The organism is Geminocystis sp., from assembly GCF_041753295.1.
In the GTDB taxonomy this organism is placed as follows: domain Bacteria; phylum Cyanobacteriota; class Cyanobacteriia; order Cyanobacteriales; family Cyanobacteriaceae; genus Geminocystis.
In genome coordinates this window covers 1-26,431 of the sequence record NZ_JBGSUU010000120.1, presented here as the reverse complement: position 1 = coordinate 26,431, position 26,431 = coordinate 1, and the positions used below count along the sequence as shown (strand labels likewise).

At 32.9% G+C, this 26,431-nt stretch carries 26 protein-coding genes, 2 tRNA genes and 1 pseudogene; 14 read left to right on the top strand and 15 right to left on the bottom strand.

The window, feature by feature from the left end:
• Positions 1 to 24: 24 nt before the first annotated feature.
• Positions 25 to 360, bottom strand: coding sequence for a hypothetical protein (locus ACEW8E_RS14925; RefSeq protein WP_373481149.1), 336 nt, complete (start codon positions 358 to 360; stop codon positions 25 to 27).
• A 241-nt stretch (positions 361 to 601) separates the two neighbouring features.
• Between ACEW8E_RS14925 and ACEW8E_RS14920 the strand changes: the two genes are divergently transcribed.
• The gene (locus tag ACEW8E_RS14920) at positions 602 to 1,468 is read left to right on the top strand and encodes a M48 family metallopeptidase (protein ID WP_373481148.1); all 867 of its coding nucleotides are present in this window, start codon (positions 602 to 604) and stop codon (positions 1,466 to 1,468) included.
• Positions 1,447 to 1,528: transfer RNA gene (locus tag ACEW8E_RS14915), tRNA-Leu, on the top strand. Before ACEW8E_RS14920 ends, ACEW8E_RS14915 begins: the two co-directional genes overlap by 22 nt.
• A gap of 290 nt (positions 1,529 to 1,818) precedes the next feature.
• Here the strand turns inward: ACEW8E_RS14915 and ACEW8E_RS14910 are convergent.
• Positions 1,819 to 1,892: transfer RNA gene (locus ACEW8E_RS14910), tRNA-Arg, on the bottom strand.
• A 174-nt stretch (positions 1,893 to 2,066) separates the two neighbouring features.
• On the opposite strand from ACEW8E_RS14910, the gene ACEW8E_RS14905 reads away from it, so the two are divergent.
• Complete coding sequence (locus tag ACEW8E_RS14905) at positions 2,067 to 4,304, top strand: transglycosylase domain-containing protein (protein ID WP_373481147.1); 2,238 nt, start codon at positions 2,067 to 2,069, stop codon at positions 4,302 to 4,304.
• A gap of 122 nt (positions 4,305 to 4,426) precedes the next feature.
• On the opposite strand, the gene ACEW8E_RS14900 is transcribed toward ACEW8E_RS14905, so the two are convergent.
• Genes ACEW8E_RS14900 through ACEW8E_RS14890 form a run of 3 tightly spaced genes read right to left on the bottom strand, consistent with a single transcriptional unit; the run spans position 4,427 to position 6,412 of the window.
• Positions 4,427 to 5,137, bottom strand: coding sequence for a type II secretion system protein J (locus tag ACEW8E_RS14900; RefSeq protein WP_373481146.1), 711 nt, complete (start codon positions 5,135 to 5,137; stop codon positions 4,427 to 4,429).
• A gap of 38 nt (positions 5,138 to 5,175) precedes the next feature.
• The gene (locus ACEW8E_RS14895; RefSeq protein ID WP_373481145.1) at positions 5,176 to 5,775 is read right to left on the bottom strand and encodes a Tfp pilus assembly protein FimT/FimU; all 600 of its coding nucleotides are present in this window, start codon (positions 5,773 to 5,775) and stop codon (positions 5,176 to 5,178) included.
• Complete coding sequence (locus ACEW8E_RS14890; protein WP_373481144.1) at positions 5,744 to 6,412, bottom strand: prepilin-type N-terminal cleavage/methylation domain-containing protein; 669 nt, start codon at positions 6,410 to 6,412, stop codon at positions 5,744 to 5,746. The genes ACEW8E_RS14895 and ACEW8E_RS14890 overlap by 32 nt, the downstream gene beginning before the upstream one ends.
• A 295-nt stretch (positions 6,413 to 6,707) precedes the next feature.
• Between ACEW8E_RS14890 and ACEW8E_RS14885 the strand changes: the two genes are divergently transcribed.
• Together ACEW8E_RS14885 and moaD are read left to right on the top strand one after the other, a co-directional pair.
• A complete protein-coding gene (locus ACEW8E_RS14885) occupies positions 6,708 to 7,895 on the top strand; it encodes a TRC40/GET3/ArsA family transport-energizing ATPase (RefSeq protein ID WP_373481143.1) in 1,188 nt (395 codons plus the stop codon).
• A gap of 29 nt (positions 7,896 to 7,924) precedes the next feature.
• Complete coding sequence (gene moaD / locus ACEW8E_RS14880) at positions 7,925 to 8,185, top strand: molybdopterin converting factor subunit 1 (RefSeq protein WP_373481142.1); 261 nt, start codon at positions 7,925 to 7,927, stop codon at positions 8,183 to 8,185.
• A 42-nt stretch (positions 8,186 to 8,227) separates the two neighbouring features.
• Here the strand turns inward: moaD and ACEW8E_RS14875 are convergent, their stop codons facing one another.
• Both ACEW8E_RS14875 and ACEW8E_RS14870 read right to left on the bottom strand, forming a co-directional pair.
• Entirely contained in the window at positions 8,228 to 9,070 is an 843-nt protein-coding gene (locus tag ACEW8E_RS14875; protein ID WP_373481141.1) for a response regulator transcription factor, read from the bottom strand.
• 155 nt (positions 9,071 to 9,225) lie between these two features.
• Positions 9,226 to 12,474: an efflux RND transporter permease subunit gene (locus ACEW8E_RS14870; RefSeq protein WP_373481140.1), complete on the bottom strand. Its 3,249-nt coding sequence runs from the start codon at positions 12,472 to 12,474 to the stop codon at positions 9,226 to 9,228.
• Between the two features lie 186 nt (positions 12,475 to 12,660).
• Here ACEW8E_RS14870 and ACEW8E_RS14865 point away from each other — a divergent pair, with 186 nt between their 5' ends.
• Entirely contained in the window at positions 12,661 to 13,596 is a 936-nt protein-coding gene (locus ACEW8E_RS14865; RefSeq protein ID WP_373481139.1) for a DNA polymerase III subunit delta', read from the top strand.
• An 81-nt stretch (positions 13,597 to 13,677) separates the two neighbouring features.
• On the opposite strand, the gene ACEW8E_RS14860 is transcribed toward ACEW8E_RS14865, so the two are convergent.
• From ACEW8E_RS14860 to ACEW8E_RS14845, 4 genes are all read right to left on the bottom strand, one after another.
• Complete coding sequence (locus tag ACEW8E_RS14860; RefSeq protein WP_373481138.1) at positions 13,678 to 14,604, bottom strand: heme o synthase; 927 nt, start codon at positions 14,602 to 14,604, stop codon at positions 13,678 to 13,680.
• Positions 14,605 to 14,738: 134 nt separating this feature from the next.
• Positions 14,739 to 15,665 (bottom strand): heme A synthase, encoded by a 927-nt coding sequence (locus ACEW8E_RS14855; protein ID WP_373481137.1) that lies wholly within the window; start codon positions 15,663 to 15,665, stop codon positions 14,739 to 14,741.
• 95 nt (positions 15,666 to 15,760) lie between these two features.
• The gene (locus ACEW8E_RS14850; RefSeq protein WP_373481136.1) at positions 15,761 to 16,381 is read right to left on the bottom strand and encodes a DUF3011 domain-containing protein; all 621 of its coding nucleotides are present in this window, start codon (positions 16,379 to 16,381) and stop codon (positions 15,761 to 15,763) included.
• Between the two features lie 54 nt (positions 16,382 to 16,435).
• Positions 16,436 to 17,389, bottom strand: a complete 954-nt coding sequence (locus ACEW8E_RS14845) for a TAXI family TRAP transporter solute-binding subunit (protein ID WP_373481135.1) — start codon at positions 17,387 to 17,389, stop codon at positions 16,436 to 16,438.
• A 214-nt stretch (positions 17,390 to 17,603) separates the two neighbouring features.
• Between ACEW8E_RS14845 and ACEW8E_RS14840 the strand changes: the two genes are divergently transcribed.
• Together ACEW8E_RS14840 and ACEW8E_RS14835 are read left to right on the top strand one after the other, a co-directional pair.
• Positions 17,604 to 17,732, top strand: coding sequence for a hypothetical protein (locus tag ACEW8E_RS14840; protein ID WP_373481134.1), 129 nt, complete (start codon positions 17,604 to 17,606; stop codon positions 17,730 to 17,732).
• Positions 17,733 to 17,870: 138 nt separating this feature from the next.
• On the top strand, positions 17,871 to 18,491 hold the full coding sequence (locus ACEW8E_RS14835; protein WP_373481133.1) for a hypothetical protein: 621 nt from the start codon (positions 17,871 to 17,873) through the stop codon (positions 18,489 to 18,491).
• Positions 18,492 to 18,607: 116 nt separating this feature from the next.
• On the opposite strand, the gene ACEW8E_RS14830 is transcribed toward ACEW8E_RS14835, so the two are convergent.
• The 4 genes from ACEW8E_RS14830 to ACEW8E_RS14815 form a co-directional block, all read right to left on the bottom strand.
• Positions 18,608 to 18,997, bottom strand: coding sequence for a DUF6516 family protein (locus ACEW8E_RS14830; RefSeq protein WP_373481132.1), 390 nt, complete (start codon positions 18,995 to 18,997; stop codon positions 18,608 to 18,610).
• Between the two features lie 2 nt (positions 18,998 to 18,999).
• Entirely contained in the window at positions 19,000 to 19,320 is a 321-nt protein-coding gene (locus ACEW8E_RS14825; RefSeq protein ID WP_373481131.1) for a hypothetical protein, read from the bottom strand.
• A 68-nt stretch (positions 19,321 to 19,388) separates the two neighbouring features.
• The gene (gene dusB, locus ACEW8E_RS14820) at positions 19,389 to 20,372 is read right to left on the bottom strand and encodes a tRNA dihydrouridine synthase DusB (protein ID WP_373481130.1); all 984 of its coding nucleotides are present in this window, start codon (positions 20,370 to 20,372) and stop codon (positions 19,389 to 19,391) included.
• A 36-nt stretch (positions 20,373 to 20,408) separates the two neighbouring features.
• Positions 20,409 to 21,179, bottom strand: coding sequence for a DUF4388 domain-containing protein (locus tag ACEW8E_RS14815; protein WP_373481129.1), 771 nt, complete (start codon positions 21,177 to 21,179; stop codon positions 20,409 to 20,411).
• Positions 21,180 to 21,320: 141 nt separating this feature from the next.
• On the opposite strand from ACEW8E_RS14815, the gene ACEW8E_RS14810 reads away from it, so the two are divergent.
• The 6 genes and pseudogenes from ACEW8E_RS14810 to ACEW8E_RS14785 form a co-directional block, all read left to right on the top strand.
• On the top strand, positions 21,321 to 21,923 hold the full coding sequence (locus ACEW8E_RS14810) for a helix-turn-helix domain-containing protein (RefSeq protein WP_373481128.1): 603 nt from the start codon (positions 21,321 to 21,323) through the stop codon (positions 21,921 to 21,923).
• 262 nt (positions 21,924 to 22,185) lie between these two features.
• On the top strand, positions 22,186 to 22,509 hold the full coding sequence (locus ACEW8E_RS14805; RefSeq protein ID WP_373481127.1) for an ArsR/SmtB family transcription factor: 324 nt from the start codon (positions 22,186 to 22,188) through the stop codon (positions 22,507 to 22,509).
• A 100-nt stretch (positions 22,510 to 22,609) separates the two neighbouring features.
• Complete coding sequence (gene arsB / locus ACEW8E_RS14800; RefSeq protein WP_373481126.1) at positions 22,610 to 23,749, top strand: ACR3 family arsenite efflux transporter; 1,140 nt, start codon at positions 22,610 to 22,612, stop codon at positions 23,747 to 23,749.
• Between the two features lie 63 nt (positions 23,750 to 23,812).
• Entirely contained in the window at positions 23,813 to 24,694 is an 882-nt protein-coding gene (truB, locus tag ACEW8E_RS14795; protein WP_373481125.1) for a tRNA pseudouridine(55) synthase TruB, read from the top strand.
• 189 nt (positions 24,695 to 24,883) lie between these two features.
• Entirely contained in the window at positions 24,884 to 25,393 is a 510-nt protein-coding gene (locus tag ACEW8E_RS14790; protein WP_373481124.1) for an inorganic diphosphatase, read from the top strand.
• 157 nt (positions 25,394 to 25,550) lie between these two features.
• Positions 25,551 to 26,431 (top strand): annotated as a pseudogene (locus tag ACEW8E_RS14785) (class I SAM-dependent DNA methyltransferase); the annotation flags it as partial.

Here is a 26,431-nt window from a genome sequence, read left to right as displayed (position 1 = left end):
AGGGTAAATAACCCTATTAATTATTTACTTTTTTAAGGCTTCTTCAGATACGGGTACAAAATCACCATGAATGGTTAAAGCTAAAAGCATTTCGTCATCTTCAGAAATTAATTTACCACTTAAGACACAACTTTCATCTTTTCTTGCAGTGGCAGGAATAGTCGCACGAATGTCAGTTTTTGAGAAATTAGGACGATATTCCCCAGATTTTTGTTGTACATAATTCCAGAGAATATCTCTGATTAAAGTTTGATAACCTTGACTACCAGATAAAGATTTTAAACTATCTTTAAGAGTTTTCTCTAAACGGATACTGGTTACTTCCATTTGAGTTGTTGAAGTTCTGTGTGAACCACGCATAATTTTTCCTTCCTTTTAATTATTTAGACATTAGGTAAGACTAGAGTAGTATAAAACTGCCCTATGTTGCCATAAATCGGACAAAATATTTACAAATATTTACTATTTATTATTACACAAAAGTGCTTAAAATGAAATATTAATTATGAAAATCGAAACATAAATTTCTTTTTACGGTGTTTTTCTCCTATTTAGAAGGTTGTTGTTACAATGTACAGAAAATAATTTATTAACGATAACTATGACAGTTAAACTAATTGGACTCAAAGCAGATCACTTTCGTCATCCCCTCGATTTAGAAGCTACTACTAAATTAAAACAAATTCCCGCTTTAGATTTAGCCATGAGAAGCCTTTTAGGAAATGTTGCTGAAGATTTTTTTTATCTTAATAATATCGCCTCTAGTATTCTCATCAGCGAAAAACAATTACCTGATTTATATGAACTACTTATATCTGCGTCTGAAATTTTAGATATTGAACCACCCCAACTCTACATTCAACAAAATCCTACACCTAACGCTTATACTTTAGCTATTCGAGGCAAAAAACCTTTTATTGTTATTCATACTTCTTTACTAGAAATTCTCACCCCCGAAGAAATTAAAGCCGTTATTGCCCATGAATTAGGACATCTTAAATGTGAACATGGGGTTTATCTTTCTTTAGCTAATATCATGGTATTAGCCGCAGGTTTAATTCCTTCTTGGGGAACTTTTGTCGCTCAATCCCTTCAAAGTCAATTATTACAATGGGTTCGTTGTGCCGAATTCAGTTGCGATCGCAGTGCTTTGTTAGTCGTGCAAAAACCGTCAATAGTCATGTCAGTATTGATGAAATTAACAGGAGGCTCACCAAGTATCGCTCATAAACTAAATTTAGAAGCCTTTATGGCACAAGTAAAAGAATATAAAGCCATGAGTGACACAGACATCGGAATTTTGTTAAAAGAAATGCAAACCTCACAATTAACCCATCCTGTACCCATAATTAGAGCAAAAGAAATCGAAAACTGGGCAAATTCTCCCAATTATTCTCAGTTGCTCAAAACTAGAAAAATGAGTTATAATGACGAAAGTAACTATCTGGGCGGATGGCGAAATTGGTAGACGCACCACACTCAAAATGTGGCGGCTTAGGTCATGCGAGTTCGACCCTCGCTCTGCCCATTCTCTACTTCTCTTACTATATCTACGTTTCAATCTCTTTCTTTAGTGTTAAAGACTTATACTTGCTCATAGTTTCCTCACTTTATGCTTAAATTTTTTGTTTATCTTAGATGACAGGAAAATAATAGTATTTATAAATTCTTTTAACTCTGTTTAACTTTTTTGTATTTTTATCTGGCTGTGAATACATTTGTTCAGATATTTTTTTGATCAACGAAATCCACTGATGGAAAGAACATGAAAAACTAAGTAAAGAGTTTTATTTTTATATTAAATATATTTAAAAAGCACGGGCGTGGAGGGACTCGAACCCCCGACCTGCTGATCCGTAGTCAGCCGCTCTAATCCACTAAGCTACACACCCTTTTTTCAACACTTATCTATAATAACAAATGACCAGTAAAAATGCAAGTTTTTATAGTTTCCCTTCTGGTGAAATGATAGTTTGCTACTTCCCCTCTTTCTTTCCTTTATCGAAGAAAAAAGTTATACTTGTATGGTTAAAAATTCTTTTCTTGACTTTGTGTAGCTGTAAATTATGGATAATCGCTCTGGTAACTCGGATTCTTCTGTCAGTAAAGTCGTTACACAAGTATGGCATAATCTTCAAAGTCAGTTATCGATTCCTACTTTAAAACCCAACGCAAAAGTACAGGGTATTCATGTTAAAAATGGACAAGAAAAACATACTTCTTTTTATCCTTTATTGGGCGATCGCTATATCATAGGAAGAAGTACTAAAAGTTGTGATATTGTGATCCGTAGTGCGATTATCAGTCAAACTCATTGTGTCATCGAAAGAGATAGTAACAACCCTGGGCAGTTTATTATCAAAGACTTAAACTCTACTAATGGCGTTTATTGCGGCAATCAGCGTTATCAATCTATTACTCTCAATCATAATGATATTATCACTTTAGGTCCTCCAGAATTAGCAGATGTTATTGAAATTCGCTTTGATAAATGTCCACCGAAATGGTTAACTTTTGCCCGTTATGGTTTAATTACTAGCGGAGTGGGTTTATTCTTCATGATGGCTTGGATAGGCTTTGAATGGACAAAATATGACGTGTATCCTATCCCTGATCATGTGGGGGGTTCAACAGTAATGTATGCTGAAGATGGTAAAACCTTACTTTCACCTCGCATTGATTCCCCTCATCGAGAGTTAGAAAATTTAAAAGAGTTTTCCCCTTATTTACCTAAAGCCTTGATGGCATCAGAAGACAGTCGTTATTATTGGCATTTTGGAGTTGATCCTTTAGGCATTTTAAGGGCAATATTAGTAAATAAACAGGGTGAAGTAAAACAGGGTGCGAGTACTATAACCCAACAATTAGCCAGAAGTTTATATCCTGCGGTGGGGAGAGATAATAATTTACAGAGAAAGTTACGAGAAATGATGGTAGCTTTCAAATTAGAAACGGTTTACAGCAAAGACGAAATCATAAAAACTTATCTTAATCGAGTTTATTTAGGAGTTAATTTATATGGTTTTGAAGATGCCGCTAAATTTTATTTCGATAAATCCGCTAAAGACTTAAACATTGCCCAAGCTGCTACTTTAGTGGGTATTTTACCAGCACCAAACGCTTATAATCCTGTACAAGATTATGATACGGCTATCCAATTCCGTAACCGAGTCATTGAAAGGATGTTAAACGCTGGTATGATTACTAAAGATGAAGCATCGGAAGCTAGACGCTCAAGAATTGAAATTAGTCCTAAAGCACAGGAAACTTTATCGAATATCTTAGCACCTTATTATTATAGTCACGTTTTCCAAGAGATGAATCGCCTATTGGGGGATAATTTAACTCAAGAAGGAGATTTCGTCATCGAAACGGCTTTAAACCCTAAAGTTCAAGCTATAGCTGAAGAAAGCCTTAAGAATCACCTGAATACTAACGGTAAACAAAATAATTTCTCTCAAGGGGCGATGGCCACTATTAAAGCTAAAAACGGTGAAATCGTTGCTTTAGTGGGAGGAAAAGATTATAAAGAAAGTCAGTTTAATCGTGCTAGTCAAGCCAAAAGACAACCGGGGTCAACTTTTAAGGTTTTTGCTTATGCAGCAGCCTTAGAAAGTGGTATTTCAGCAAATAAGAGCTATTCTTGTGGAGGGTTACTATGGCAAGGATTCCTCTATAGAGCTTGTGAGCGTACGGGAGGGGCTACAAATATGTATCAAGGTTTAGCTTTATCAGAAAATGCCATCGCCTTAAGGGTAGCTAAAGATGTTGGTTTAAATAAAGTAGTAGAGACAGCTAAAAAAATGGGTATCAAATCAGAGTTAAATGCTTTACCGGGGTTAATATTAGGACAAAGTGAAGTAAATGTATTAGAAATGACTGGTGCTTATACTGCTTTTGCTAATCAAGGAATTTGGTCACGTCCTCACGCTATTAAGGTAATCCGAGATGGAAGAGATTGTGAAGATTTCCAAAATCATAAAACCTGTCGAGAAATTTACCGTTTTAACGAGAATAAAGACGAACAAAAACAAGTAATTAAACCTACTACAGCCTCAACTATGAATAAAATGTTGCATCAAGTAATTACTGCTGGTACGGGAAAAGGTGCTTATGTAGGTAAAGATGAAGCAGGTAAAACGGGCACAACTAATAAAGGTGTTGATTTATGGTTTATTGGTTATGTTGTTAAGGATAATTTAGTAACGGGAATTTGGTTAGGTAATGATAACAATTCTCCTACAAATAGTAGCAGTGGACAAGCCGCTATTTTATGGGGTGATTATATGAAAAAAATTTTATAGGGTGCATAGCAAAGGACAAAAGGCTTAAAATTGACTTAAACTATACTAAAATTGATTTTTCTATTTTTGCTTATTAAGCATTTTTGATCTGATGCAATATCTCCCCATTTCCTAGTTAAATATTACTCGGATCTGGCAAAAATTACTGTACTCATATGAATTGGATCGTTATTTTTATCTATATATCCATATAATAAAACTCTGATGACACGATCACCGTTAAGGCAAAAATTAAAACCACCTTTTTTTTGATTATTTCTACCATAAATTATATTATTAGACCATGAAACACCATCTTGAGAACAACTGATGATAGGTTGGTTTTCATTGACACCAATTAAAGCATCAGCCACAGTAGTATATTCATCTTCCCAAGGCTGAGATTGTGAATTTTGAAAAATCGCAGTGCCTGTAGAATCATATTCTTGTCTTTTTAAAATAGCGGGTTTCAAAAATACTTGACTATTTTTACTTATATCTTTAAAACCATAATAAATAGTACTATTATCTGAAGTAGTTACTTTTAAACATTCCTGAGAATTAAGTTTTGAAGAGTCACATTTAGAGTCTATGGTAGGTGTAACAGCTTCTACTTTCTTACCTTGTTTTATATCTTCTTGCATAAAAGTTAAAGCCCGTGTTAAACTAGCATTCCTAACGGTTTTTGATTCTAAATTTTGATTTGCTCGTAAAAGATTAATAAAACCACTAGCGGCGGCGGTTAAAACAATACTACCTAAAACTAAAGCGATTAATAATTCCGTCAAAGAAATGCCTTTAGTATTCTGTTTTGGTAAATTTAATAAATATTTATATAACTTTTTATAACTCATTTTTTTATCCCCCACAAACAAGTAAAATTAATCATAGATTAAGGAGAAGTCACGGAATTGTCATAACGTTTATTTTCGATATTGTTACAAGTAGGCTTTGATGATGTACCTGCGAAAATACCTGTTCTAATCATGCCAATACTAGATACTACAATACATTTAGCTGATTCTGGCAAAACTTTTCCTGAAAAATCTTTTCTGGCAATCCATAAAGTGCCTGAGTCCACCGTTGTACTTTTTAAATCAAATTCCATACCGTCATTGTTACCATTAGAAAAAGTGGGATCATTACTAAAATTACTTTTTGTTACACTAACGATATTTTTATCAACGGAAAAAGGCTCTAAAACGCAACCAGATGGATTTCCCGTAATACTATAAGTAGCATTATTATTGCTAATGCTGACGGTGCAATCAGTACTTTTACGGTTAGCATTAGTTTGAGCTTCAATTAAAGTACTTCTAATTTTCGTGAAAGTTTTATTAACTTCTTCTTGTCTTTTAGAATCGATTAAATTAGGTGCAGCAACGGCAGAAACAACACCGATAATAGCACAAACTGCAATTAATTCTAATAAAGTAAAACCCTTTTGTTTTTGAGAAATTTTAAAGATTGGGAGTGCAATCAAAGGCAGCATTAGGAATAACCTCCATGTATAAAGTTGTTACAATATTTGTATTTTCTAAACTAGGTAAAGTGGATAATTCATAAGCATCATTCAATTTATAACGAGGATGGGCTGCATTAGAATTAGCCCCGGGAGCATAAGCCACAATATAATTAATCGTTAAATTATTGTTCGTCGCAATATATTGTCTAAATACACTGTAAAATTTACCACTGTTACTAGGAATTTCTACTCGAATAGCGCTAGGATTTGAACTTCCGTCATGACTATCATCAATAAAGTCTTGAAATCTCTCACCATATCTAGATTGAGTACAAGCATTATCCTTAGAAACACTTAATCCTGTAGGCTCGCTAACATTATCTAACACAAAAGCCTGATACTTAATTAATTCTAAATCTTGTTGTAACCAGTTCGCTGTTTCTTGTTTATCTTGAGATTGTACTCTTAAAAAAGTGGCTAAAACTGTTGCCTGTAAAGAGCCTAATAAAAAACCACTAATAACTAAAATAGTAACTAATACTTCAAGAATAGAAAAACCTTTTTGTTTGTTTTGGTTTTTATCTTTTAAGATAGGGTAAAAAGAATCATTTATAGAGTGAGAAGAAAAATTATTTATTAATGGAAAGACTAAGTTATTTAACATTATCTCTAACCTCTTTTCAAAATTTAATCAATAATATAATTGTTTAACTATTAAATATCATTGTTTACTTTTCAGAGAAATTGAGGATAAATTTAATAACATGATATTAATAATTGCTCTACTTTGATCATAACGATCTTAGTACTTTTAAGCATTAGTAATTATACGCAATATTATGGTCAGATTTTAGTTTTTAACAATTTTAAAGAATAAATGGCAACATCGTTACAAAACGTTATATTGTAAAGAAGATAGTAATTATAAACATTTATTTAATTAATTTAACTCAAAAATAATGCGTGTAATTTTGATGACTGGAAAAGGGGGAGTCGGTAAAACATCCGTTGCCGCTGCTACTGGGCTTAAATGTGCCGAATTAGGCTATAAAACCTTAGTTTTAAGTACAGATCCTGCTCACTCTTTAGCAGACAGTTTTGATATAGAATTAGGTCATGATCCTCAACCTGTGGTTAATAACCTTTGGGGTGCAGAATTAGATGCTTTGATGGAATTAGAAGGTAATTGGGGTGCAGTTAAACGCTATATCACTGAAGTTTTACAAGCTAGGGGATTAGACGGAGTACAAGCTCAAGAATTAGCTATTTTACCCGGTATGGATGAAATTTTCGGCTTAGTGCGGATGAAGAGACATTACGATGAAGGAGATTTCGATGTCTTAATTATTGATTCCGCCCCAACAGGTACTGCCCTTAGATTATTAAGTTTACCAGAAATTAGCGGTTGGTATATGAGAAGGTTTTATAAACCCTTTCAAAGTATGTCGGCGGCTTTACGTCCTTTCTTTGAGCCTATTTTTAAACCTATTGCGGGATTTTCATTGCCTACCAATGAAGTTATGGACGCTCCTTATGAGTTTTATCAACAAATAGAAGCCTTAGAGAAAGTATTAACTGATAATAGCCAAACTTCTGTCAGATTAGTTACAAATCCTGAAAAAATGGTTATTAAAGAATCTTTGCGCGCCCACGCTTATTTAAGTTTATATAATGTATCCACAGATTTAATTATTGCTAATCGCATTATACCTGAAGAAGTAGAAGATCCATTCTTCAAAAAATGGAAAGAAAATCAAGCTATTTATAAGCAAGAAATCTACGATAATTTTCATCCTTTACCTATTAAGGAAGCACCATTATTCTCTGAAGAAATGTGTGGTTTAAAAGCCTTAGAAAGATTAAAAGATATTCTTTATGCTGAAGATGAAGATCCCAGTAAGGTATATTATGCAGAAAATACCATTAGAATAGTTCAAGATGATGGTAATTATAGTTTAGAATTATATCTTCCGGGTATTCCTAAAGAACAAGTTAAATTAAATAAAACAGGAGATGAGTTAAACATCAGAATCGGGAATCATCGCCGTAATTTAGTTTTACCTCAAGCCTTAGCTGCTTTAAATCCATCAGGGGCAAAAATGGAAGATGATTACTTGAAAATTAAGTTCGCTAATATGAATAAATAATTCAGTAATAATATTTATAAATTTGTCCCATGTTTTTAGATTTAATTACTGTAAAAGTCAAATTATTTGCCATATATCAAGAAGTATATCAACAAGATGAAATTACTTTAAAAATACCTCAAAAAAGTCAAGTAAAAGATATTTTAAATGTCATTTTTGAACAAAAACCAGAGTTAGCAAAATGGGGTAAAATCACAAAATTAGCAGTAAATTTAGAATTTGTTAACCCTAATTTTGTTATTAAACATGGTGACGAAATCGCCTTAATTCCTCCTGTTAGTGGTGGTTAATTAAGGCTATAGGTGGGCATTGCCCACCCTACATTAGAATTACTATATTTGTTTTGCTAATAGTTTTTCTGTGGTGACTCTACCGTTACCTAAATATGGACTATTGGGAAGTTGATTTTTGGATTGATAATTCTTGGGGGCAAAATTTTCTTGATATTGATGTTGTAATATCTCTAAATTAAAGCGATAACCAACATTGCGTACTGTCTGAATTAAATTAGGCTGACGAGGATCAAGTTCTATTTTCTTGCGCAATGATAACACATGAGTATCAATAGTTCTTTGATTTTCGATAGCTTCTGGCCATGCTTTACGCAATAATTCGGAACGACTTAATGGTATTCCTTGAGCTTGACTTAATACATATAATAAGCTAAATTCTTGTGGTGTGAGATCGATAAATTCCCCTCTAAATTCAACTCTTCTTTGTACTAAATCAATTTTTAAGTCTCCAAAATCTAACACTAAAGGTGCATTATTCACTCGAAAACGTCGTAATAAAGATTCCACTCTACCTAAAAATTCTTGCATTCCAAAAGGTTTTTTTAAGTAATCATCAGCACCAGCTTTTAAGCCTTTTACTACATCTTTCTCTGTTATTTTCGCTGACAACATTAAAATTAATGCTTGATGTGATTGATATAACCATTGACAAAACTCTAAACCATCCCCATCGGGCAAATCTGAATCTAAAATAACTAGAGTAGGTGGATTAGTTGTTAAACTGTTTCTCGCTTGTTGAATACTACCGTATTGATGGGTAACATACCCTACTTGTTGTAAATGCCATCCCAACAGCGATCGCAAATTAGAATTACCTTCAATAATAGATATATAAATCACTTCAGCTATACCAATATCATGAATCTTTGATACCTTAAGCATAACCAATGAATTGTCAAGATACTGTTACATAGAATACTTTAACTATCTTAAATTTGACATTCGCTATGATAAACCCCCAAAATGGGGGCAACTAACTTGTTATTTTCTTAGGAATCAAATAGGATTGCTATATTACCAAAATAAATTTGAGGTTATTAAGATTTTTCACTAAAACTAGGAGAAGAAATGGTAGGAGTACCGCCATTTTTATCACTATGATTAGATTTAGGTGGTTTTTTCTCGCCTTTCAAGACACTATCTTCAAAACTCTTAATAACGATATAAAGGTTAGGCACAAATAACAAACTCAAGATTGTAGAAATAATCATCCCACCAAATACAGATGTACCTAATGACCAACGACTAATACTACCAGCACCACTGGCCACTAATAAAGGTAAAAAGCCGAATAAGGTAGAAATAGTTGTCATTAAAATAGGGCGAAAACGCTCAGTAGAAGCATAGATTGCTGCATTAGTTATACTCATACCTAAAGTACGGGCTTGGTTGGCAAATTCCACAATGAGAATGGCGTTTTTACTAGACATCCCGATAAGCATTACTAAACCGACTTGCACATAGATATTGTTATCAAGTACGGGCCAAATACTTTCTGTGCCTTGAAATTGAACTCTTAACCAGATGCCTCCTAATGCCCCTAAAATCGATAAAGGTACAGTTAACATAATAATAGTCGGATCAATATAGCTTTCATACTGAGAGGCTAATACTAAGAATACCATCACAAAACCTAAGCCAAAAACAATGGGTGCAGCACCTCCTGCGGTTTTTTCTTCGGCGGCGGTGTTTGTCCATTCAAAGCCAAAACCGGGCTGTAAGGTGGCGTTTGCCACTTCTTCCATGATTTGGATAACTTGCCCTGAGCTATATCCTTGGGCTGGTGATACGTTAACTTTGATGGCAGGATAAACATTATAGTTCGTAACGATGGGAGGATAGGTACTTTCTTCTAGGGTTAACATATCGCTCATCTGCACCATTGCACCGCTACGACTACGCACATAAATTTTACCAATATCATCAGGATTAGAGCGAAAATCCCCGTCAGCCTGAGCAAAAACTCGATATAATCGCCCATCTAAAACAAATTGATTGATATAGTTTCCACCGAGATAGGTTTGTAGGTTTGCCAAAACAACATTTATATCCACATCCATCGCTTTGACTTTTTCTCGATTGATTTTCGCCTCTAAGATGGGAGAGTTAAAGGTAAAAGTAGTAAATGCCCCAGCAATTTCAGGACGTTGATTCGCCGCCGCAATTATCCGTTGAGTGTTATCAATTAAAGCATCCATCCCTGATAACTGACGATCTTGAATATAAAGTTCTAAACCACTAAAGTTACTTAAACCATCCACAGGAGGAGCATTAGCGGCGAAAACTCTTGCATTATCAATTTTTTGACGGAAAATAGGATTTAAACGGCGTATAACCCCAAATACTGAGTGTTCTGCCCCTTCTCTTTCTGCCCAATTTTTTAACTTAACGAAGAATAAACCCTGATTACTGTTAATCCCGTCAAAGGAAAATCCCGTTAACGCCATAGCGTGATCAACTTCCTCAAACTCGATGATTTCAGTCATGATTTTTCTATTAATATCTTGGGTATAGTTAAGAGAAACCCCGGGTTGAGCGCTAACGATAACAAAAAAGTATCCTTGATCTTCTTCGGGAATAAATCCTTGAGGTATGGTTTGATACATCCACCCTGTGAGAATTAAACCACTGATAAAGATAATCATAATAATGGTTTTGAGTTTCGTGAGGAAGGTGATAACTTTTTTATATCCCTCCTTAAAAGCGTCAAAGAAACGGTTAAATAATTCAAAAAATACCCCTAAAGGACCTTTTGTTTTTTGTGGTGCTTTAAGTAATATCCCTGACATAGTAGGGGAAAAAGTTAAAGCGTTAAAGGTAGAAAATAAAACGGCGGCGGCGATGGTTAACGCAAATTGTTTATAAACAATGCCCGTTGTGCCGGGGAAGAAAGATACGGGAATAAACACCGCCATTAATACCACCGAAGTAGCGATTACTGCTCCGAATAACTCATCCATAGAGTCAAAGGCGGCTTGAAGGGGACGCATTCTCTGGGCTAATTTATTAGATACTGATTCTACAATTACGATACCATCATCCACTACTAAACCTGTGGCTAATACACAAGCGAATAAGGTTAATTGATTTAGGGTAAAACCCAAGGCTTTTAAGGCAATCATCGAACCAATTAAGGCTACAGGAATGGCAACGGAGGGAATAATGGTGGTACGCCAATCTTGTAAAAATACGAAAATAACTAAAACTACCAGTGCGATCGCTTGTAATAAGGTAACAACTAAGTCTTTTAGTGCCGCATCAATAAACTCGGTGTTATCTAAAACAACCACATCTTTATAGCCGGGGGGAAAAGATTTTCTTAATTCCTCCATTTTGGCTTTAATAGCGTTAGCAGTATCAAGGGCGTTACTACCGGGTAATTGATAGATGATTAAAGTAACCGCAGGATTATCACCATCAAGAAGAACTAATGTATTGTAATTTTCAACTCCTAATTCTGCTCTACCAATATCACCTATTTTAATTAAAGTTCCATTATCTCCCACCTTGACTACAATATTTTCTGCTTCTTCTTCTGTAACAAAACGTCCTTGTACTTTTAAGGGAATTTCAAATTGTTGTTCATCAGGATTAGGTAATCTACCAATACCACCTGTACCAATATCAAAATTTTGCTCTTGAATTACAGAAACAACATCCGTAGCTGTTAAACCCCTAGCCGCTAATTTACTAGGATCTAGCCATATTCGCATCGCATAGGTAGAAGAACCTAGAGCGGTTAAACTTCCGACTCCTTCAATTCTTGCCAATTCGTTCCACATATAGCGATCAAGATAATTATACAAAAATGTGGAATCGTATAAATATTTACCATCTTCTCCTTTTTCGGAGTAAAAACCATAAGCTAAGGTGACGCTGGGAGATTGTTGCTCCGTTGTTACCCCTGATTGGTTAACGATAGCTGGTAAACTAGATTGAGCTTGAGCGACTCGGTTTTGTACTAATACTTGAGCGGTGTTACTATCAACTTCTACAGGAAAACTAACGTTAATAGTGCTTTGCCCAGTATTAGCAGTATTTGAGCTAATCCATCGAATATCTGCTGTACCGTTAATTTCTCTTTCTAACACGCTGGTAACGTTATCAACAGTGGTTTTGGCATCTGCACCTACATAGTTAGCGGTAACAGATACTCGTTTTGGGGCGATTTGCGGTAATTTATCTAAGGGTAACAGTGCCATACAGATTACTCCTATAAGAATAATTACTATAGTGCAAACCGTTGTTAATACTGGACGTTTAATAAATTCTGAAGAAAGAGACATAGATTAGTGGTGGATGAATACCGATAAATTAATAATACTGATTTAATCTAAAATAAACAAAACTCAAGGTAATTATATCCATAAGTTAGAAATCTTAACTAATTTTGTCAATAAGTTTTTTATTACTTTCCCATTTTATAATTGTTAATATTTATCTCCCCGTTTTCTTCCTAATTCCTAATTACCATGAAACCTCTTGCTAAATTAATCGGACAACCTCTTGCGGTAGAATTATTAGAACGGGCGATCGCCAAAAATCGTGTAGCTCCGGCTTATTTATTTGTAGGGGCGCATGGTGTCGGAAAAGCCTTTGCGGCGAAGTGTTTTACAGAAATGTTAATGATTAATGACACAGAAAATTACGCTTGTGCTTGTAAAAAAATATATGCAGGAAATCATCCTGACTTTTTATGGGTAGAACCAACTTACAACGATAAAGGAACGTTATTAACGGCTAAAGAAGCAACAGAAAAAGCCTTAAAACGTAAAACAGCTCCAAAAATTAGAATTGAACAAATCAGAGATATTAGTCAATTTTTAAGTCGTCCTCCCCTGAAGTGCGATCACTCAGTAGTGGTAATTGAATCCGCAGAATTAATGGCAGAATCCGCAGGAAATGCCCTATTAAAAACTTTAGAAGAACCGGGAAAAGCTACAATTATTTTAATTGCACCGAGTATGGATTCTATTTTGTCAACTTTAGTTTCACGGTGTCAAATAATTCCTTTTTCTCGCCTCAGTGAAGATCATTTAAAATTAGTTTTATACCGAGAAGATGCGGCACAAGTTTTAGATTATCCTCAGTTAATTAAACTCTCTCAAGGATGTCCGGGTAAAGCGATTTCTGATTGGCAAAAATTACGAGAAATTCCTTCAGATTTACTATCAAAATTAACTAAATTGCCTAACAATGCTATTGATGGCTTAATTTTAGCAAAAGAAATTACTAAAGAATTAGAATTAGACAGTCAAATTTGGTTAGCGGATTATTTACAGTATTTATATTGGGATAAAGAAAGAAAAATTAAGTTAATTGAAAGTTTAGAAAAAGTCAAAAAAACTTTACTACGTTATGTACAACCTCGGTTAGTTTGGGATTGTTTTTTCTTAGATATAATTTAATGAATTGACAAAGTAGAAAAAATCAAATTTAACTCAGTAAAAGTCAATTTTTCTAACTTTTGTCTTCTATTTTCCCTAATATCAAAAAATGGTGTATTGATTAATATTCGGTAGAGTATCGATAACTATTCCTGTGCATAAAAGCATCATATACAGAATAGAATATTTAAACATGGATTTTGCCGTTTCTTTATCTTCAGGTTGTTGTAATAATTGCCATGCTTTGACAATAAAAGTTATACCTAATATTGTGGCAAAACCGAAATAAACCAAGCCTAAACTATGTAAAGGATAAATTAAAATAAAACTAAAGGCAACGGTTATGAGAGTATAAACCCAAATTTGTTTGACAGTATAAGATGCACCTTCTACAACAGGTAACATGGGTACACCTACTTCTGCATAATCATCGGAAATCATTAATGCTAATGCCCAAAAATGAGGAGGAGTCCATAAAAATATTAGCATAAAAATTGCCCAAGCACTCCAACTTAAATCCCCTGTAACGGCGGCCCAACCTACCAAAGGCGGAATTGCCCCAGCCGCACCACCAATGACGATATTTTGCGTTGTATGACGTTTTAACCAATGGGTATAAATGAGCATATAGAAAATGATACCTGAAATTGCCAGTAAAGCAGAAAGTAAGTTTACCCAAATAGCAAGTAAAGAAAAGGATAAAACACCTAAAATAATTCCGAAAATAATAGCATGGTTAGATTGCACTTTACCTGAAGGAATGGGGCGTTTTCTGGTTCTTTTCATGTCATAATCAATATCTTGATCATAAACACAGTTAAAAGTTTGAGCAGAAGCGGCGGCTAATGTACCCCCTAAAAGGGTGATAATGAGTAAAATTGGATCGATATTACCCTCAGAAGCCATAAACATCGAGGCAGCGGTGGTAATTAATAGTAAGGGAATAATGCGAGGTTTGGTTAGTTGATAGTAGCTTTGAATTACTTGTCTAAAATTTTCGTTGCGAGGTGAGATACTAGATCCAATCATGGTAATTGTTAAATAAGATAATGATATGTTGATACCTAAAGGTATATAAAGTAATGAGGAATAAACAGTTATTATTGATTAAAAATAAGAATCAATTTAAGCACTATTACCTATTACTTACTGTCAATGTTAACTCACAATTCTTGAACAGAACTTACTTTAATATCTTTTTTCGCAAAAACACTAAAAGCAACTAATATTCCCAGTAATCCTGCTCCCATAGTATGATGAGCAATAGTAAGAGGTTCAACTTGTAAATGAAGGTAAAAAGTAGTTATACCCAGTAATATTTGACTAACTAAAATTAAAGCGATGTATTTAGTTAATTTTCTTAGTTTTAGGCTTAAAGCAGGAGTTCGCCACGCTAAAATAATTAAGGTTAAAGTCGCAATAGTCGCAGGAAAAACCCCGATGATATGACTATTCATCACGATACATAATTGATTTCCCCCAAAACATTGATGTAATGCCCATTGAGAGGCTACTAAACCTCCTAATAAACATTGAAGATAAACTAATATCGTTGCAGTGATACTTATTCCCGTTAAATTACCTACTGTGGCATTACCTTGATAGGGTGTTAAACTAGATGCCATGGCCACGAGAGTCGAAAAAAATAGTAAAGCTGTACCTAAATGAGCGGTAACAATATCAAAGCGGAGTAATTGAGTAACGGTTAAACCCCCTAAAACTCCTTGAAAAACGATTAAACTCAGGGCAAAAGTTGAACTAATAGGCAACCATTGAGGTAATTTTGCTTTATGCCACCAAGATAAAATAACTAAAACAATTGTACTTAAACCGATTAACCCTGCATCAAGACGATGAAACCACTCTAAAAATACTTGTAAATTCATTTGTTGAGTGGGTATAACTTGACCATAGCACAAAGGCCAATCAGGACAAGCTAATCCCGCATTCATAACCCTTGTAGCCGCCCCAATAGCCATTAAAGCTAAAGTAGCAAAAGCAATTTTCCACACTAACCAACGAATCCATTTCAAAGGTTGAGAAGAAGTGTCATCCTGAGTATGAGAAGGATAAAAAATTGATTCTGTCATATCAAAAAAATGTCATTGAAGTTATGATTATTTTGATTTTAACTCAGGTTTTAGTTACTTTTACTCATTTTTTGACTATCTACAATTAACTATTGTTAACGTTGAATTTCAAATAATCCTCGACAACCTCCGTCAACCCAAATACCGTTACTATCATAACCCCATGTATCGTTTTCCCAACATCCAGAGTTACTTAATTGACGTTTCAAAACAACTCGATCACGACGACTAATATTTGTATTACAACGGGTGAAATTACCTCGCTCAGAACCACAAGTTACAGTATCATTAAAAGAATTATTATTGTTATTATTGTTATTATTAGAACCAGATGCCAATACTGCTGCGATGGCACCTACTGCTAAAACGCCCCCCACAATGGCAGCTGTACTATCTCCTCCATTATTATAGTTATTATTGTTATTATTATTGTTATTATTGCCACCTCTATCTCTGACAGAGAATTCAGCACTACAACCTTGATCTACCCAAATACCATTTCTATCATAACCCCAAGTACTCCCTTGACGACATTCTGCATTGCTAATTTGACGAATAAATTTGACTCCTCCTCTAGTATTAGTTTCACAAAAACGATAGCGCCCATTTTGAGATTGACAAGTAATTCTTTGTTGTTGCGCAGAAACGGGATTAGCTTGAGAAAAGAAACCAAAGCCAATAACACTAATTAAGGCTAATTTATGTAAATTTTTCATGATGAATATTCTTGATTAAAGTTGTTAGGTTTTTGTTTAAGTGAAAAGACAAGATTAAGGCTTAATACATTTAGACATTCTACTTAATTCTTGAGTTTGTAGTGGTTTTAAGTCAACTTTTTGCCACATGGGATTGCCATTTTTTTGTAACCATGATAAATTATTTTTAATTAAGGAAGCCACGGGAGTTACTTGACTACAGTCATCATTTTCTACAGTAAACAAGAAAGATTGCACCGCTAAGGTTTCTATGGCTTCTGTTTGCCAACTATAAGTATTTGCTGGTAAAGTCACTTTAGAATATAACTTAGTGTAAAACTCATCTTCAGTAGTGGTGGGCAAACTTAAAGGTAAAACATGAAAATTATCTTCAGATACGATTTGTTGTTGCAATACTTTAGCAGGACTTCCTACCACATAAAATAAAGCGTCAATTTTGCTGTTACGCAAGGCATCAATTCCTTTTTTAATATCATAGGTAACTAATTCTTTTGGATTAATTCCTAATTGATATAGTAAAGTGGAAGCAGTCATGCTTGTACCGCTACCTTCATCCCCAATGGAAACTATTTTTCCTGATAAATCTTGCATAGATTTAATATCTTTACGAGCGATAACGTAAATTTGTTCTTGATAGAGAGGTAATACTACTCTCATACTTTCAGCTTTAACTCTAATTTCTTCATCATAGTTAGCAAAAATATTGAGGAAAGCCAATACGTCACCTTGAATAATACCTAAAGGTATGCTTTCATACATAAAAACATCATGAATATTTTGTAATCCACCTCTAGTAGGTATCACATCAATATCTACATTGTTTTGTCTTGCCAGTTTTTCGATGTCTTTGGCAATAGAATAATATTCCCCAACTTCATTCCCCGTAACTAACTTAATTTCTGAGGGTGATGGTTGCGCAAAGGCTGGAATTTGAAAGGAAATAAAAGGTATTGTTACTATTCCCAATAATCCACTGACTATATTAGATAATGATTTTTTCTTATTCAAAATTTTACTCAATGATTTTAAGGTTTACTTTTCAAATTTTAGTTTAAAATTCCTATTCAGAATAAATTAATTTACATTACAAAACATTTCTTGATTTTTGACATTGACAAGAATAACATATAAATATCTAACTTTTTTTAAAGGTTAAAAGTATCTTTCAAACTCATCCATTAAATTATCATGAAATCTTTAACTTTATCCACACAATAGGTTTATGGGAGAAGATAAACAAGTGCGAGTTATGTATGATAAAGGCACAAGTCATGTGGTAATCATCAATAAAAAAACAGGTACAGAGTTTTATAACTATATTTTTTCTATGGCCGATGAAGGTAAACTATAGTAAAAAATTGATAGTTAAATAATATATCTTTTTACACAAAAAATGTATCTTTAATAGGATTACTTTTTTTAAAGATCAAAAGTAAGGAAAAACTCAAAAATCCACTCACAATATTTTAATCACATCAATTTAAAAAACATGAAAATCAAAAACGCTTTATTATCAACCATCGCTGTTATTTCCACGGTTTCTTTTTCTAGTATTGCCCAAGCAGATACTATTAATTCCCGTTGTGACATTTACCCAAAAGGAGAAGATAAGGCTTCTGGTGTCGTCAATTGTACTTTTTCTCAACGTCAAGGTTTTATTACCATTCAACGGGAAGATGGCGTTACTTACGAATTAACACCAAAACAGGCTAATAATAAATATACTGATCAAAATGGTAATTCTGTCATTAGAGAAATTGATGGTAATACTTTTATCTTTCGTTTCAAAAATGAATCCGTTTATGTTTATCAGGGAGAAAAAGCACCATCTCCATCTCGTTCAACTTCATCTCATTCTAAAGGAAAAACTCCTGAAAATCTTTATAGCACAACACCTCCCACATTACAAGATTTAGTTGATGCAAAAGCAGGACAAGCCGAAGGAGAATTGATCAAACGAGGTTATACTTATCGTAATACCGTAACTTTCGATGGCGGTAAAAGTGCCTACTATATTGAAGATAAAACGGGCTATTGTGTGGAAGTAGGTACGGTGGAAGGACGTTATAGTAGTATTGTCTATAATTCTAGTGATAAATGCGCTAAATAGGTGTTTTTTCAGCTAGTAAATGATCGTTATTTTAAGATAAAAAATGGCGATCGCAATACTAAATAATCCGATGAATTGACAAAATATTTCTTAATTATTATAGTTTTTTAGTAATTTTAGTTAATATTTATTTTTGTTTCAATTAAATTCATAATTTGTATAATATTTCTCAACTCACTAGGTTTTACGGTAAACTCATTATCAATATGAACATGATGGGGAAAATTTGCTAAATCAGAAAAATGCTCTACATTATCCCAACGTTTTCTTAATTGTTGTTTATTTTCACTCATCCATTGATAGCGATAAGTAACAGTAATACACTGTTTATTTTCTACTTTAAAAAATTCAGCTACTTCTAAAAAATCTCCATTTTCTAAAATTATTTTAGCTCTAAAATATCCTTGATCTGAGATTACTTTTTCTTTAATAATTTCTAACTTATCAACAACTTTACTTCTTTTTAACCTTAGTTTAATCTGGTTAATATATTCTTGTGCAATCATTATTAAAGTTGAGATTTAAGTAAATTTAATCGCTCTTGTAATAAGTACCACATTCGATAAAAAGTACTCCATTCAACAAAGTCTATTTCATCTCCTAGTTTTCCAGTCTTAAATTGTTGATAAAACTCTTCAGAGGATAATTTATATTGTTGTTCAAAAGTTTGTAAATCAACTTTTATTTCTTGAATATCTTGCTCGATACTTTTAATTTCTTCGAGAATAATATTTGTCAAAGATATAGCAAATTTATCACTATAAAATCCTTGTTTAGAAAGCGTTTCTAGCAGTTGTAATTGATTGAGTATTTTATCTTGAGTTATCATTAATTTTTTTAGAGATTAAAATTTATTTATTATAAAATATTTTAGATTTTAAGTTCTTAATTATCTAATTATTCTTTTAAATGTACATTATTAATTAACTTTAATCCTTCCTCAACGCTATTGATACGAGAACATTGATCCCGTAGTTCTGATGCACCACTAAAGCCTTTACAATACCATCCTAAATGTTTACGAGCTTGAAATATGCCTTTTTGTCCTTTATATTCCCATAAGCCGATTAAATGCTCTTTAGCACAGTCTAAACGCTCCTTGATGGTGGGAGAGACGGAATTTTTGCCATTTTTGAGGTAAAAGTCAATTTCCCCCACTAAAAACGGATAACCCAGAGTACCACGAGAACACATAACCCCATCAGCGTTAGTAATTTCGAGGCAACGAAGGGCATCTTCCACCGAAAAAATATCACCGTTGGCGATGACAGGAATTGTTAATTTTTCCTTGACTTGAGCGATTATATCCCATCTTGCTGTGCCCGTATAACCTTGCTCACGAGTACGTCCATGTACAGTTATCATACTTGCTCCTGCTTCTTCCATTTTTTGAGCAAATTCAATGATATTGATTTCGTCATCATTCCAACCAAGACGAGTTTTCACCGTCACTGGTACATTTACCGCCTGTTTTACCTCTTTAACAATGGCTTGGGCAATTTCTGGTTGACGTAATAAGCCTGAGCCACCCCCTTTTCTGGTAATCTTATTTACTGGGCATCCCATATTTATATCAATGGTTTTTGCACCTTCGGTGACGGCTTTTTCGGCGGCTTGTGCCATAAAATCAGGGCGACAGTCAAAAAGTTGAATACTAATGGGTTGCTCATCTGCATCAATTTCCATTAATCTAGGTAATTGTTTAAGATGGTTTATTTCTGTGGCGTTTACCATCTCTGTATATATCATGGATTCTGGTGCATAACGTCTAACTAAACGACGAAACACTAAATCTGTTACCCCTGATAATGGCGATTGCAAGACTCGACTATTAATAATAACGTCACCAATTTGTAACGGTGTTGAGAGTTTTTGTAGCAAAAATGATTTATTTATCAATGAGAATATAACCCACTATTAAAAAGGTAAAGGTAAATCGGGGATGGAAACTAAATCAATTAACCCTAGTTGAATATAAGGTAACATTAACCTTGTCATTTGCATAATATCTTGGTTTAGTTGTAAACTCAAATCTCGCAAGGTATTTTTGCCATTAAATAACTTACTCATGATCATATAAGTTTTTTCCGATGTACGTTGCTTAAGTTGATCTGGTTGACGAATTATGGGACAATCATTAGGAGAACGATCTGCTAATTTTGCTCCTTGCCATTTTTGCCAATCTTCCCATGCTTCTACAATAACTTGATCTGCATCAATAAAAAGTAACTGAGTTGACAATGATTGTGAGGCGTTTAGCTGAAATACTATTTCCATGGCTTGGGTAATGTCTAATAATATTTCAATGATCATAGTACGAATGATCTGATTTAATTGTTGTCTTGTGACGAGTTGCTCTTGTAACCAATGATTAAGTAATTCATACTCCCAACATTTCTGAAAACTCTCTTGACGAAAGATTTTTTTATCCACTGTGGGTAAATAAGTAATCAACGCTGGTGCAAATCTAGTGACATTTCTCATCCATCTTCTAACGGAATGTCTGCCTCCTGTGGCGTAAACTATTCTGCCAAGATAAAGATAAAAAATCCATTCTTCCCCTTTTATTGAACCAAGGATCAATTCTCCTGTAAACTGTGGTTGTTTGAGGGTTTGAAATAAGTTAGATTGTCTTGTGCCAATAAATTCTCGGATAGGAATTTTAGGAGATTTACTCGATTCTGTCATTATTACAATTTAGATTGAATGATTAGGTTACTTAAATTGATTTTAGGTTAGTAGTTATGATGGAAGGAACTTTACTTAAACATTCTTTAGTTTATCGTTATTTGAGTAAGGTTAAAAACTATTTCAATAAGAGACATTTTTATGGATAAGACACCCACAATTTTACATCAATTAATGCACAACGCAAAAATTACTACTTATCTTCAATTGAGTCGTCAAAGTAATGTATCAGAATTACATTTTTATCGTATTGAAAATGGTTTATTGGATAAGATTCCTTTAGGAATTCTCAAAAAAATTGCTACCACTTTAGATATTTCTCTTGCTAGTTTAATCGATTATTTAGATTTTGAAAATACCGATAAAAATTTCCCTCAGAAAAATTATAATTTATCCTTAGATAATCAACTATTAATCACTGAATATCAACAGGAAACCATTTTAATTTTAGAATCTTTATTATTGCAATTACCGACATTTATTCATGGTGTTAATCATAATCCTGATTTACCTGCTTCTCGTCTTTTACCCCTACTTCAACCTTTAGAAGAATTACTCTGGAGATGGGAAATTAATCCTATCGGAAAAGTGGGGGATATAGTCGATTATAACCCCGAAGAACATGATTTGATGGAAGATTCTGACTTAAATCCTGATAATATCCCACAAGTAAAAATACGTTATGTTGGTTATCGCCAGAGAGAAAAGTTATTATATCGTGCGAAAGTAAGTGTTAATAATTGATCATAAAAAATGGACAAGCCACCTCCCCCGACCGCAACGGGTCAGAAAAATGTGGCTTTATTTTATATTCTAATCATAACAAAAGATCAATAAAATGTCAAGAGTTTTTCTGAAAAAAAAATCAAAAAATATAAAAAAAAAGAAACAATAATAGAGGATAATAGTTTATCTTTTGCCATAAATTTTAACTATTATTAAGAATAACAAGTATTATTGTATTTAAAGTTAGTATATAATTAAATTAAAAATTAACAAATACTCTATGACATTCACTCAAATTCACAGTCAAGAAACTATTATCTTAGGGTTTCATGCTTTATCCGATAGCATTAGAATGGAAGTCTTAAACTTATTACGCACCAGAGAATTATGTGTTTGTGAAATTAAAGAAATTCTTAATATACCGCAATCAAAGTTATCTTTTCATTTGAAGACTTTACGAGAAACAGGTTTAGTTAATACTCGTCAACAAGGAAAATGGACATATTACAGTATCAATTTATCTCAATTAGTAGCTTTAGAACAATATTTATCTGAATTTAGACGCTCAATTGTATTGCTTCCTACCCGTATTTGTGAGCCTTAAAGATAATTACAAATCAATTTTTCTTGTTTTGAAAATAGTTAAGAGTATAATAAACATAGTTAATTTTAATTTTCAACTCAAGTTTTCTTGATTTATAGTTATGGATAATCAAATTAATTCCCGCGCAGTAAAAGCTGGTAATAGCTTAAGTTTTTTTGAGAAATATCTAACGATTTGGATTATTGTCTGCATTGTTTTAGGTATTGGTTTAGGGAGAATTTTCCCCGATGTTGCCAAAACTCTCGATAGTATGAGTGTTTATAACCTCTCCATTCCTATCGCTATCTGTTTATTTTTCATGATGTATCCGATTATGGTAAAAATCGATTTTTCTCAGGCGCTAAAAGCGGTAAAAACTCCTAAACCTGTAATTTTAACTTTGGTGGTAAATTGGTTAATTAAACCTTTTTCTATGGTTATCTTCGCTAAATTTTTCCTTGGTTGGTTATTCTCTCCTTTACTAACGCAAACGGAAATTATTAGAGGCGCAGAGGTTACTCTAGCAAATTCTTATATTGCTGGTACAATTTTATTAGGGATCGCTCCTTGTACTGCTATGGTGTTAATGTGGGGTTATCTTTCCTATAGTAATCAAGGGCATACTTTAGTAATGGTAGCGGTAAATTCTCTGGCAATGTTGTTTTTATATGCGCCTTTAGGTAAGTGGTTATTATCTGCAAATAATTTAATTGTGCCTTGGGAAACTATCATTTTATCGGTATTAATTTATGTCGGTTTACCTTTAATTTGTGCTATTTTTAGTCGTTATTTTATCTTTAAATATAAAGGGCGAAAATGGTTTGAAAATCAGTTTTTACAATATCTTTCTCCTATTGCTATTTCTGCTTTATTGTTAACTTTAATTTTATTATTCGCTTTTAAAGGTGAGTTAATTGTTAATAATCCTTTGCATATTTTATTAATCGCAATTCCTTTATTTATTCAAACTAATTTTATCTTTTTAATTACTTATACTATCGCTTTAAAAATGGATTTAGCTTACGAAGATGCTGCACCCGCTGCTTTAGTCGGTGCTAGTAATCATTTTGAAGTTGCGATCGCCACAGCCGTGATGTTATTTGGGTTAAATTCTGGTGCGGCGTTAGCGACAGTGGTAGGAGTTTTAATTGAAGTACCAGTTATGTTAATGTTAGTAGAAATATGTAAAAAAACTGCTCCTTGGTTTAGAAGAGAGCCTGATAAAGCAACTTTACTAGATCCTAACTTGATACTACACTAATTAACTCTTAAAGTAAATAATCAGTCATAATTGTTCATTATTCACTGTTAATTATTAATTGTCATGGATGGTTTTCTTAACCTAAATAAACCGCAAAATTTTACCTCTCATGATTGTGTTGCGAAATTGAGGAAGATTTTAAACACAAAGAAAATTGGTCATGGTGGTACATTAGATCCATCGGCTACGGGAGTTTTACCCATCGCCATTGGTAAAGCGACTCGTTTACTGCAATTTTTACCCACAGAAAAAGCATATCAAGGAAAAATCAGATTTGGGGTTGTCACAACTACGGATGATTTAGAAGGAGATGTTATCAAAAAAACTTCTGCTAAACATTTAACTTTAGAAAAAATTACCCCTTTTTTAAAAGATTTTATCGGCAAAATTGAGCAAATACCTCCAGCTTATAGTGCCATTAAACAAGACGGAAAAAAATTATATGAATTGGCAAGAAAAGGGCAAGTAATAGATATACCAAAAAGAGAAGTTATTATTACTAAAATTGATATTTTACATTGGCAAAATGGTGATTTTCCTGAGTTAGATTTACATATTTTTTGTGGTGGTGGTACTTACATTAGATCTATAGCTCGTGATTTAGGAGAAAAACTAGGCACAGGGGCGACTTTATCGGCTTTAAATAGAACTCTTAGTTGTGATATGATGATGGAAAATAGTCTCAATTTTGAGCAAATAATAGAAGGAAAAGAAACTGAAAATTTAAGTTTAATTAACCTTGATTTACCTTTAAAAAATTTACCGTCAATTTATCTTAATGAAGAAGAAAGTAAAAAATGGTGTCAAGGGCAAAAAATAACTATCAATAATAATCTTAATCAAGAATTTTATCGTACTTATAACTACGTTTCTAAATTTATCGGTATTAGTGAATTAATAATAAATGAAGATATAACATTACTTAAACCTAAAGTGGTGATTTAATCTCGATGAAAATATATTCATACTTGTCAAAAAAGTTTGTATTTACTTAATATTTATAACGCTTTTTTTCTTAAAAATTTAGCTTGTCGAGTTTCTTTTGATATTTCAGTTAAGATTATTTTTTTGCTTTATCAATTTATGGTTAAATATTAACGGTATTTGTTAAATTAAGTTAAGGAAATATTAAAAATGGATTTATCAAGAATTCCTGCACAACCCAAAGCTGGTATTATCAACGTTTTAATTGAAATCCCCGGGGGTGGCAAAAATAAATATGAGTTTGACAAGGATATGAATGCTTTTATCTTAGATAGAGTATTATTTTCTTCAGTGAAATATCCCTATGATTACGGTTTTGTGCCTAATACTTTAGCTGATGATGGTGATCCTCTTGATGGTATGGTTATGATGGATGAGCCTACTTTTCCCGGTTGCGTTATTGCCTCTCGTCCTATTTGTATGTTAGAAATGATTGATGGTGGTGATCGTGATGAGAAAATTTTATGTGTACCAGCAGAAGATCCGCGCTATGATCATGTTAAATCGATGAAGGATGTTGCACCTCATATTTTAGACGAGATTGCCGAATTTTTCCGTAGCTATAAAAACCTAGAAAAAAAAGAAACTAATATTTTAGGTTGGAAAGATATTGATCAAGTTGCACCTTTAGTGGAAGAATGCGTTAAAGCGTATAAATAAATTAGAAATTAGAAATTAGAAAGGAAACGGGGAATACTGTAGGGGTGAATTGGTTTCACCTCTTAATAGGAATTAGGAATTACCTTAATAAAATATGATTCTAACTAACTGTTTTTCTGTTATATATTAGATAGAAAAACTCTTTTGATTGTCTGTTATGGTTAACAAAAAAATCCGTGAAAGTTTAAATAAAGCCTTTTTAAAAGTTAAACTATTACGACAAGATATTAATAAGTTTAAGGATAATTTAGAGATTTTATTGAGGATAACAGATAAAGAAATTAACGAAAAAGAGGAATTTAATAAAAATAATTTAATAACTTTTCTAAAAGATACTTATTACAGCACAAATCATTATATCAATACTCAAGATAATAATGATTTAGTTATTTATAACGGAAAAGATATTAATAGTAAAATTGGGGTAATTATAGAAACTAAACGCCCTCATAATAATAGGGAAATGATAACATCTAATATATTTAATTGCAAGGGTTTACAACAGTTATTATTATATTATTTGCGAGAAAGAATCACCAATCAAAATTTTGAGATTAAGTATTTAATTATTACTAATATTTATGATTGGTTTGTTTTTCGGGCGGATTTATTTGAAAGATTATTTTATCAAGACAAGTTTTTAGTTAAACAATTTAATGATTTTCAAGAAAAAAGATTAACCAGTGAAAAGACAAAGTTATTTTATGAAGAAATTGCCTTTAATGCTATCAATAAAGTTGAATTAGAGTTAAAAGAAAATTGCATTAATTTTAACCTCAAAGATTATGAAACAGAAGAAGATTTTTATTTAACTTTACTGTATAAATTTTTATCGCCCCAACATTTATTAAAGTTACCTTTCGCCAATGATAGTAATAGTTTAGATCAAGGTTTCTATAGTGAATTATTACACATAATCGGCTTAACAGAAGTAAAACAAGGGAGTAAAAAATTAATTGAAAGATTACCAGAAAATAAACGTTATCAAGGCTCACTTTTAGAAAATACTATCTATCAATTAGATACTTATAATAAGTT

Excerpts from the sequence above, each read along its gene's own strand:
- ACEW8E_RS14895 (WP_373481145.1), bottom strand. The coding sequence starts at position 5,775 with ATGCTGCCTTTGATTGCACTCCCAATCTTTAAAATTTCTCAAAAACAA.
- ACEW8E_RS14825 (WP_373481131.1), bottom strand. The coding sequence starts at position 19,320 with ATGATAACTCAAGATAAAATACTCAATCAATTACAACTGCTAGAAACG.
- ACEW8E_RS14850 (WP_373481136.1), bottom strand. The coding sequence starts at position 16,381 with ATGAAAAATTTACATAAATTAGCCTTAATTAGTGTTATTGGCTTTGGT.
- ACEW8E_RS14885 (WP_373481143.1), top strand. The coding sequence starts at position 6,708 with ATGCGTGTAATTTTGATGACTGGAAAAGGGGGAGTCGGTAAAACATCC.
- ACEW8E_RS14855 (WP_373481137.1), bottom strand. The coding sequence starts at position 15,665 with ATGACAGAATCAATTTTTTATCCTTCTCATACTCAGGATGACACTTCT.
- ACEW8E_RS14835 (WP_373481133.1), top strand. The coding sequence starts at position 17,871 with ATGAAAATCAAAAACGCTTTATTATCAACCATCGCTGTTATTTCCACG.
- ACEW8E_RS14860 (WP_373481138.1), bottom strand. The coding sequence starts at position 14,604 with ATGATTGGATCTAGTATCTCACCTCGCAACGAAAATTTTAGACAAGTA.
- ACEW8E_RS14805 (WP_373481127.1), top strand. The coding sequence starts at position 22,186 with ATGACATTCACTCAAATTCACAGTCAAGAAACTATTATCTTAGGGTTT.
- arsB (WP_373481126.1), top strand. The coding sequence starts at position 22,610 with ATGGATAATCAAATTAATTCCCGCGCAGTAAAAGCTGGTAATAGCTTA.
- truB (WP_373481125.1), top strand. The coding sequence starts at position 23,813 with ATGGATGGTTTTCTTAACCTAAATAAACCGCAAAATTTTACCTCTCAT.
- ACEW8E_RS14840 (WP_373481134.1), top strand. The coding sequence starts at position 17,604 with ATGGGAGAAGATAAACAAGTGCGAGTTATGTATGATAAAGGCACAAGT.
- ACEW8E_RS14900 (WP_373481146.1), bottom strand. The coding sequence starts at position 5,137 with ATGAGTTATAAAAAGTTATATAAATATTTATTAAATTTACCAAAACAG.
- ACEW8E_RS14810 (WP_373481128.1), top strand. The coding sequence starts at position 21,321 with ATGGATAAGACACCCACAATTTTACATCAATTAATGCACAACGCAAAA.
- ACEW8E_RS14905 (WP_373481147.1), top strand. The coding sequence starts at position 2,067 with ATGGATAATCGCTCTGGTAACTCGGATTCTTCTGTCAGTAAAGTCGTT.
- ACEW8E_RS14920 (WP_373481148.1), top strand. The coding sequence starts at position 602 with ATGACAGTTAAACTAATTGGACTCAAAGCAGATCACTTTCGTCATCCC.
- ACEW8E_RS14870 (WP_373481140.1), bottom strand. The coding sequence starts at position 12,474 with ATGTCTCTTTCTTCAGAATTTATTAAACGTCCAGTATTAACAACGGTT.
- ACEW8E_RS14830 (WP_373481132.1), bottom strand. The coding sequence starts at position 18,997 with ATGATTGCACAAGAATATATTAACCAGATTAAACTAAGGTTAAAAAGA.
- ACEW8E_RS14865 (WP_373481139.1), top strand. The coding sequence starts at position 12,661 with ATGAAACCTCTTGCTAAATTAATCGGACAACCTCTTGCGGTAGAATTA.
- ACEW8E_RS14815 (WP_373481129.1), bottom strand. The coding sequence starts at position 21,179 with ATGACAGAATCGAGTAAATCTCCTAAAATTCCTATCCGAGAATTTATT.
- moaD (WP_373481142.1), top strand. The coding sequence starts at position 7,925 with ATGTTTTTAGATTTAATTACTGTAAAAGTCAAATTATTTGCCATATAT.
- ACEW8E_RS14925 (WP_373481149.1), bottom strand. The coding sequence starts at position 360 with ATGCGTGGTTCACACAGAACTTCAACAACTCAAATGGAAGTAACCAGT.
- ACEW8E_RS14875 (WP_373481141.1), bottom strand. The coding sequence starts at position 9,070 with ATGCTTAAGGTATCAAAGATTCATGATATTGGTATAGCTGAAGTGATT.
- ACEW8E_RS14890 (WP_373481144.1), bottom strand. The coding sequence starts at position 6,412 with ATGTTAAATAACTTAGTCTTTCCATTAATAAATAATTTTTCTTCTCAC.
- ACEW8E_RS14790 (WP_373481124.1), top strand. The coding sequence starts at position 24,884 with ATGGATTTATCAAGAATTCCTGCACAACCCAAAGCTGGTATTATCAAC.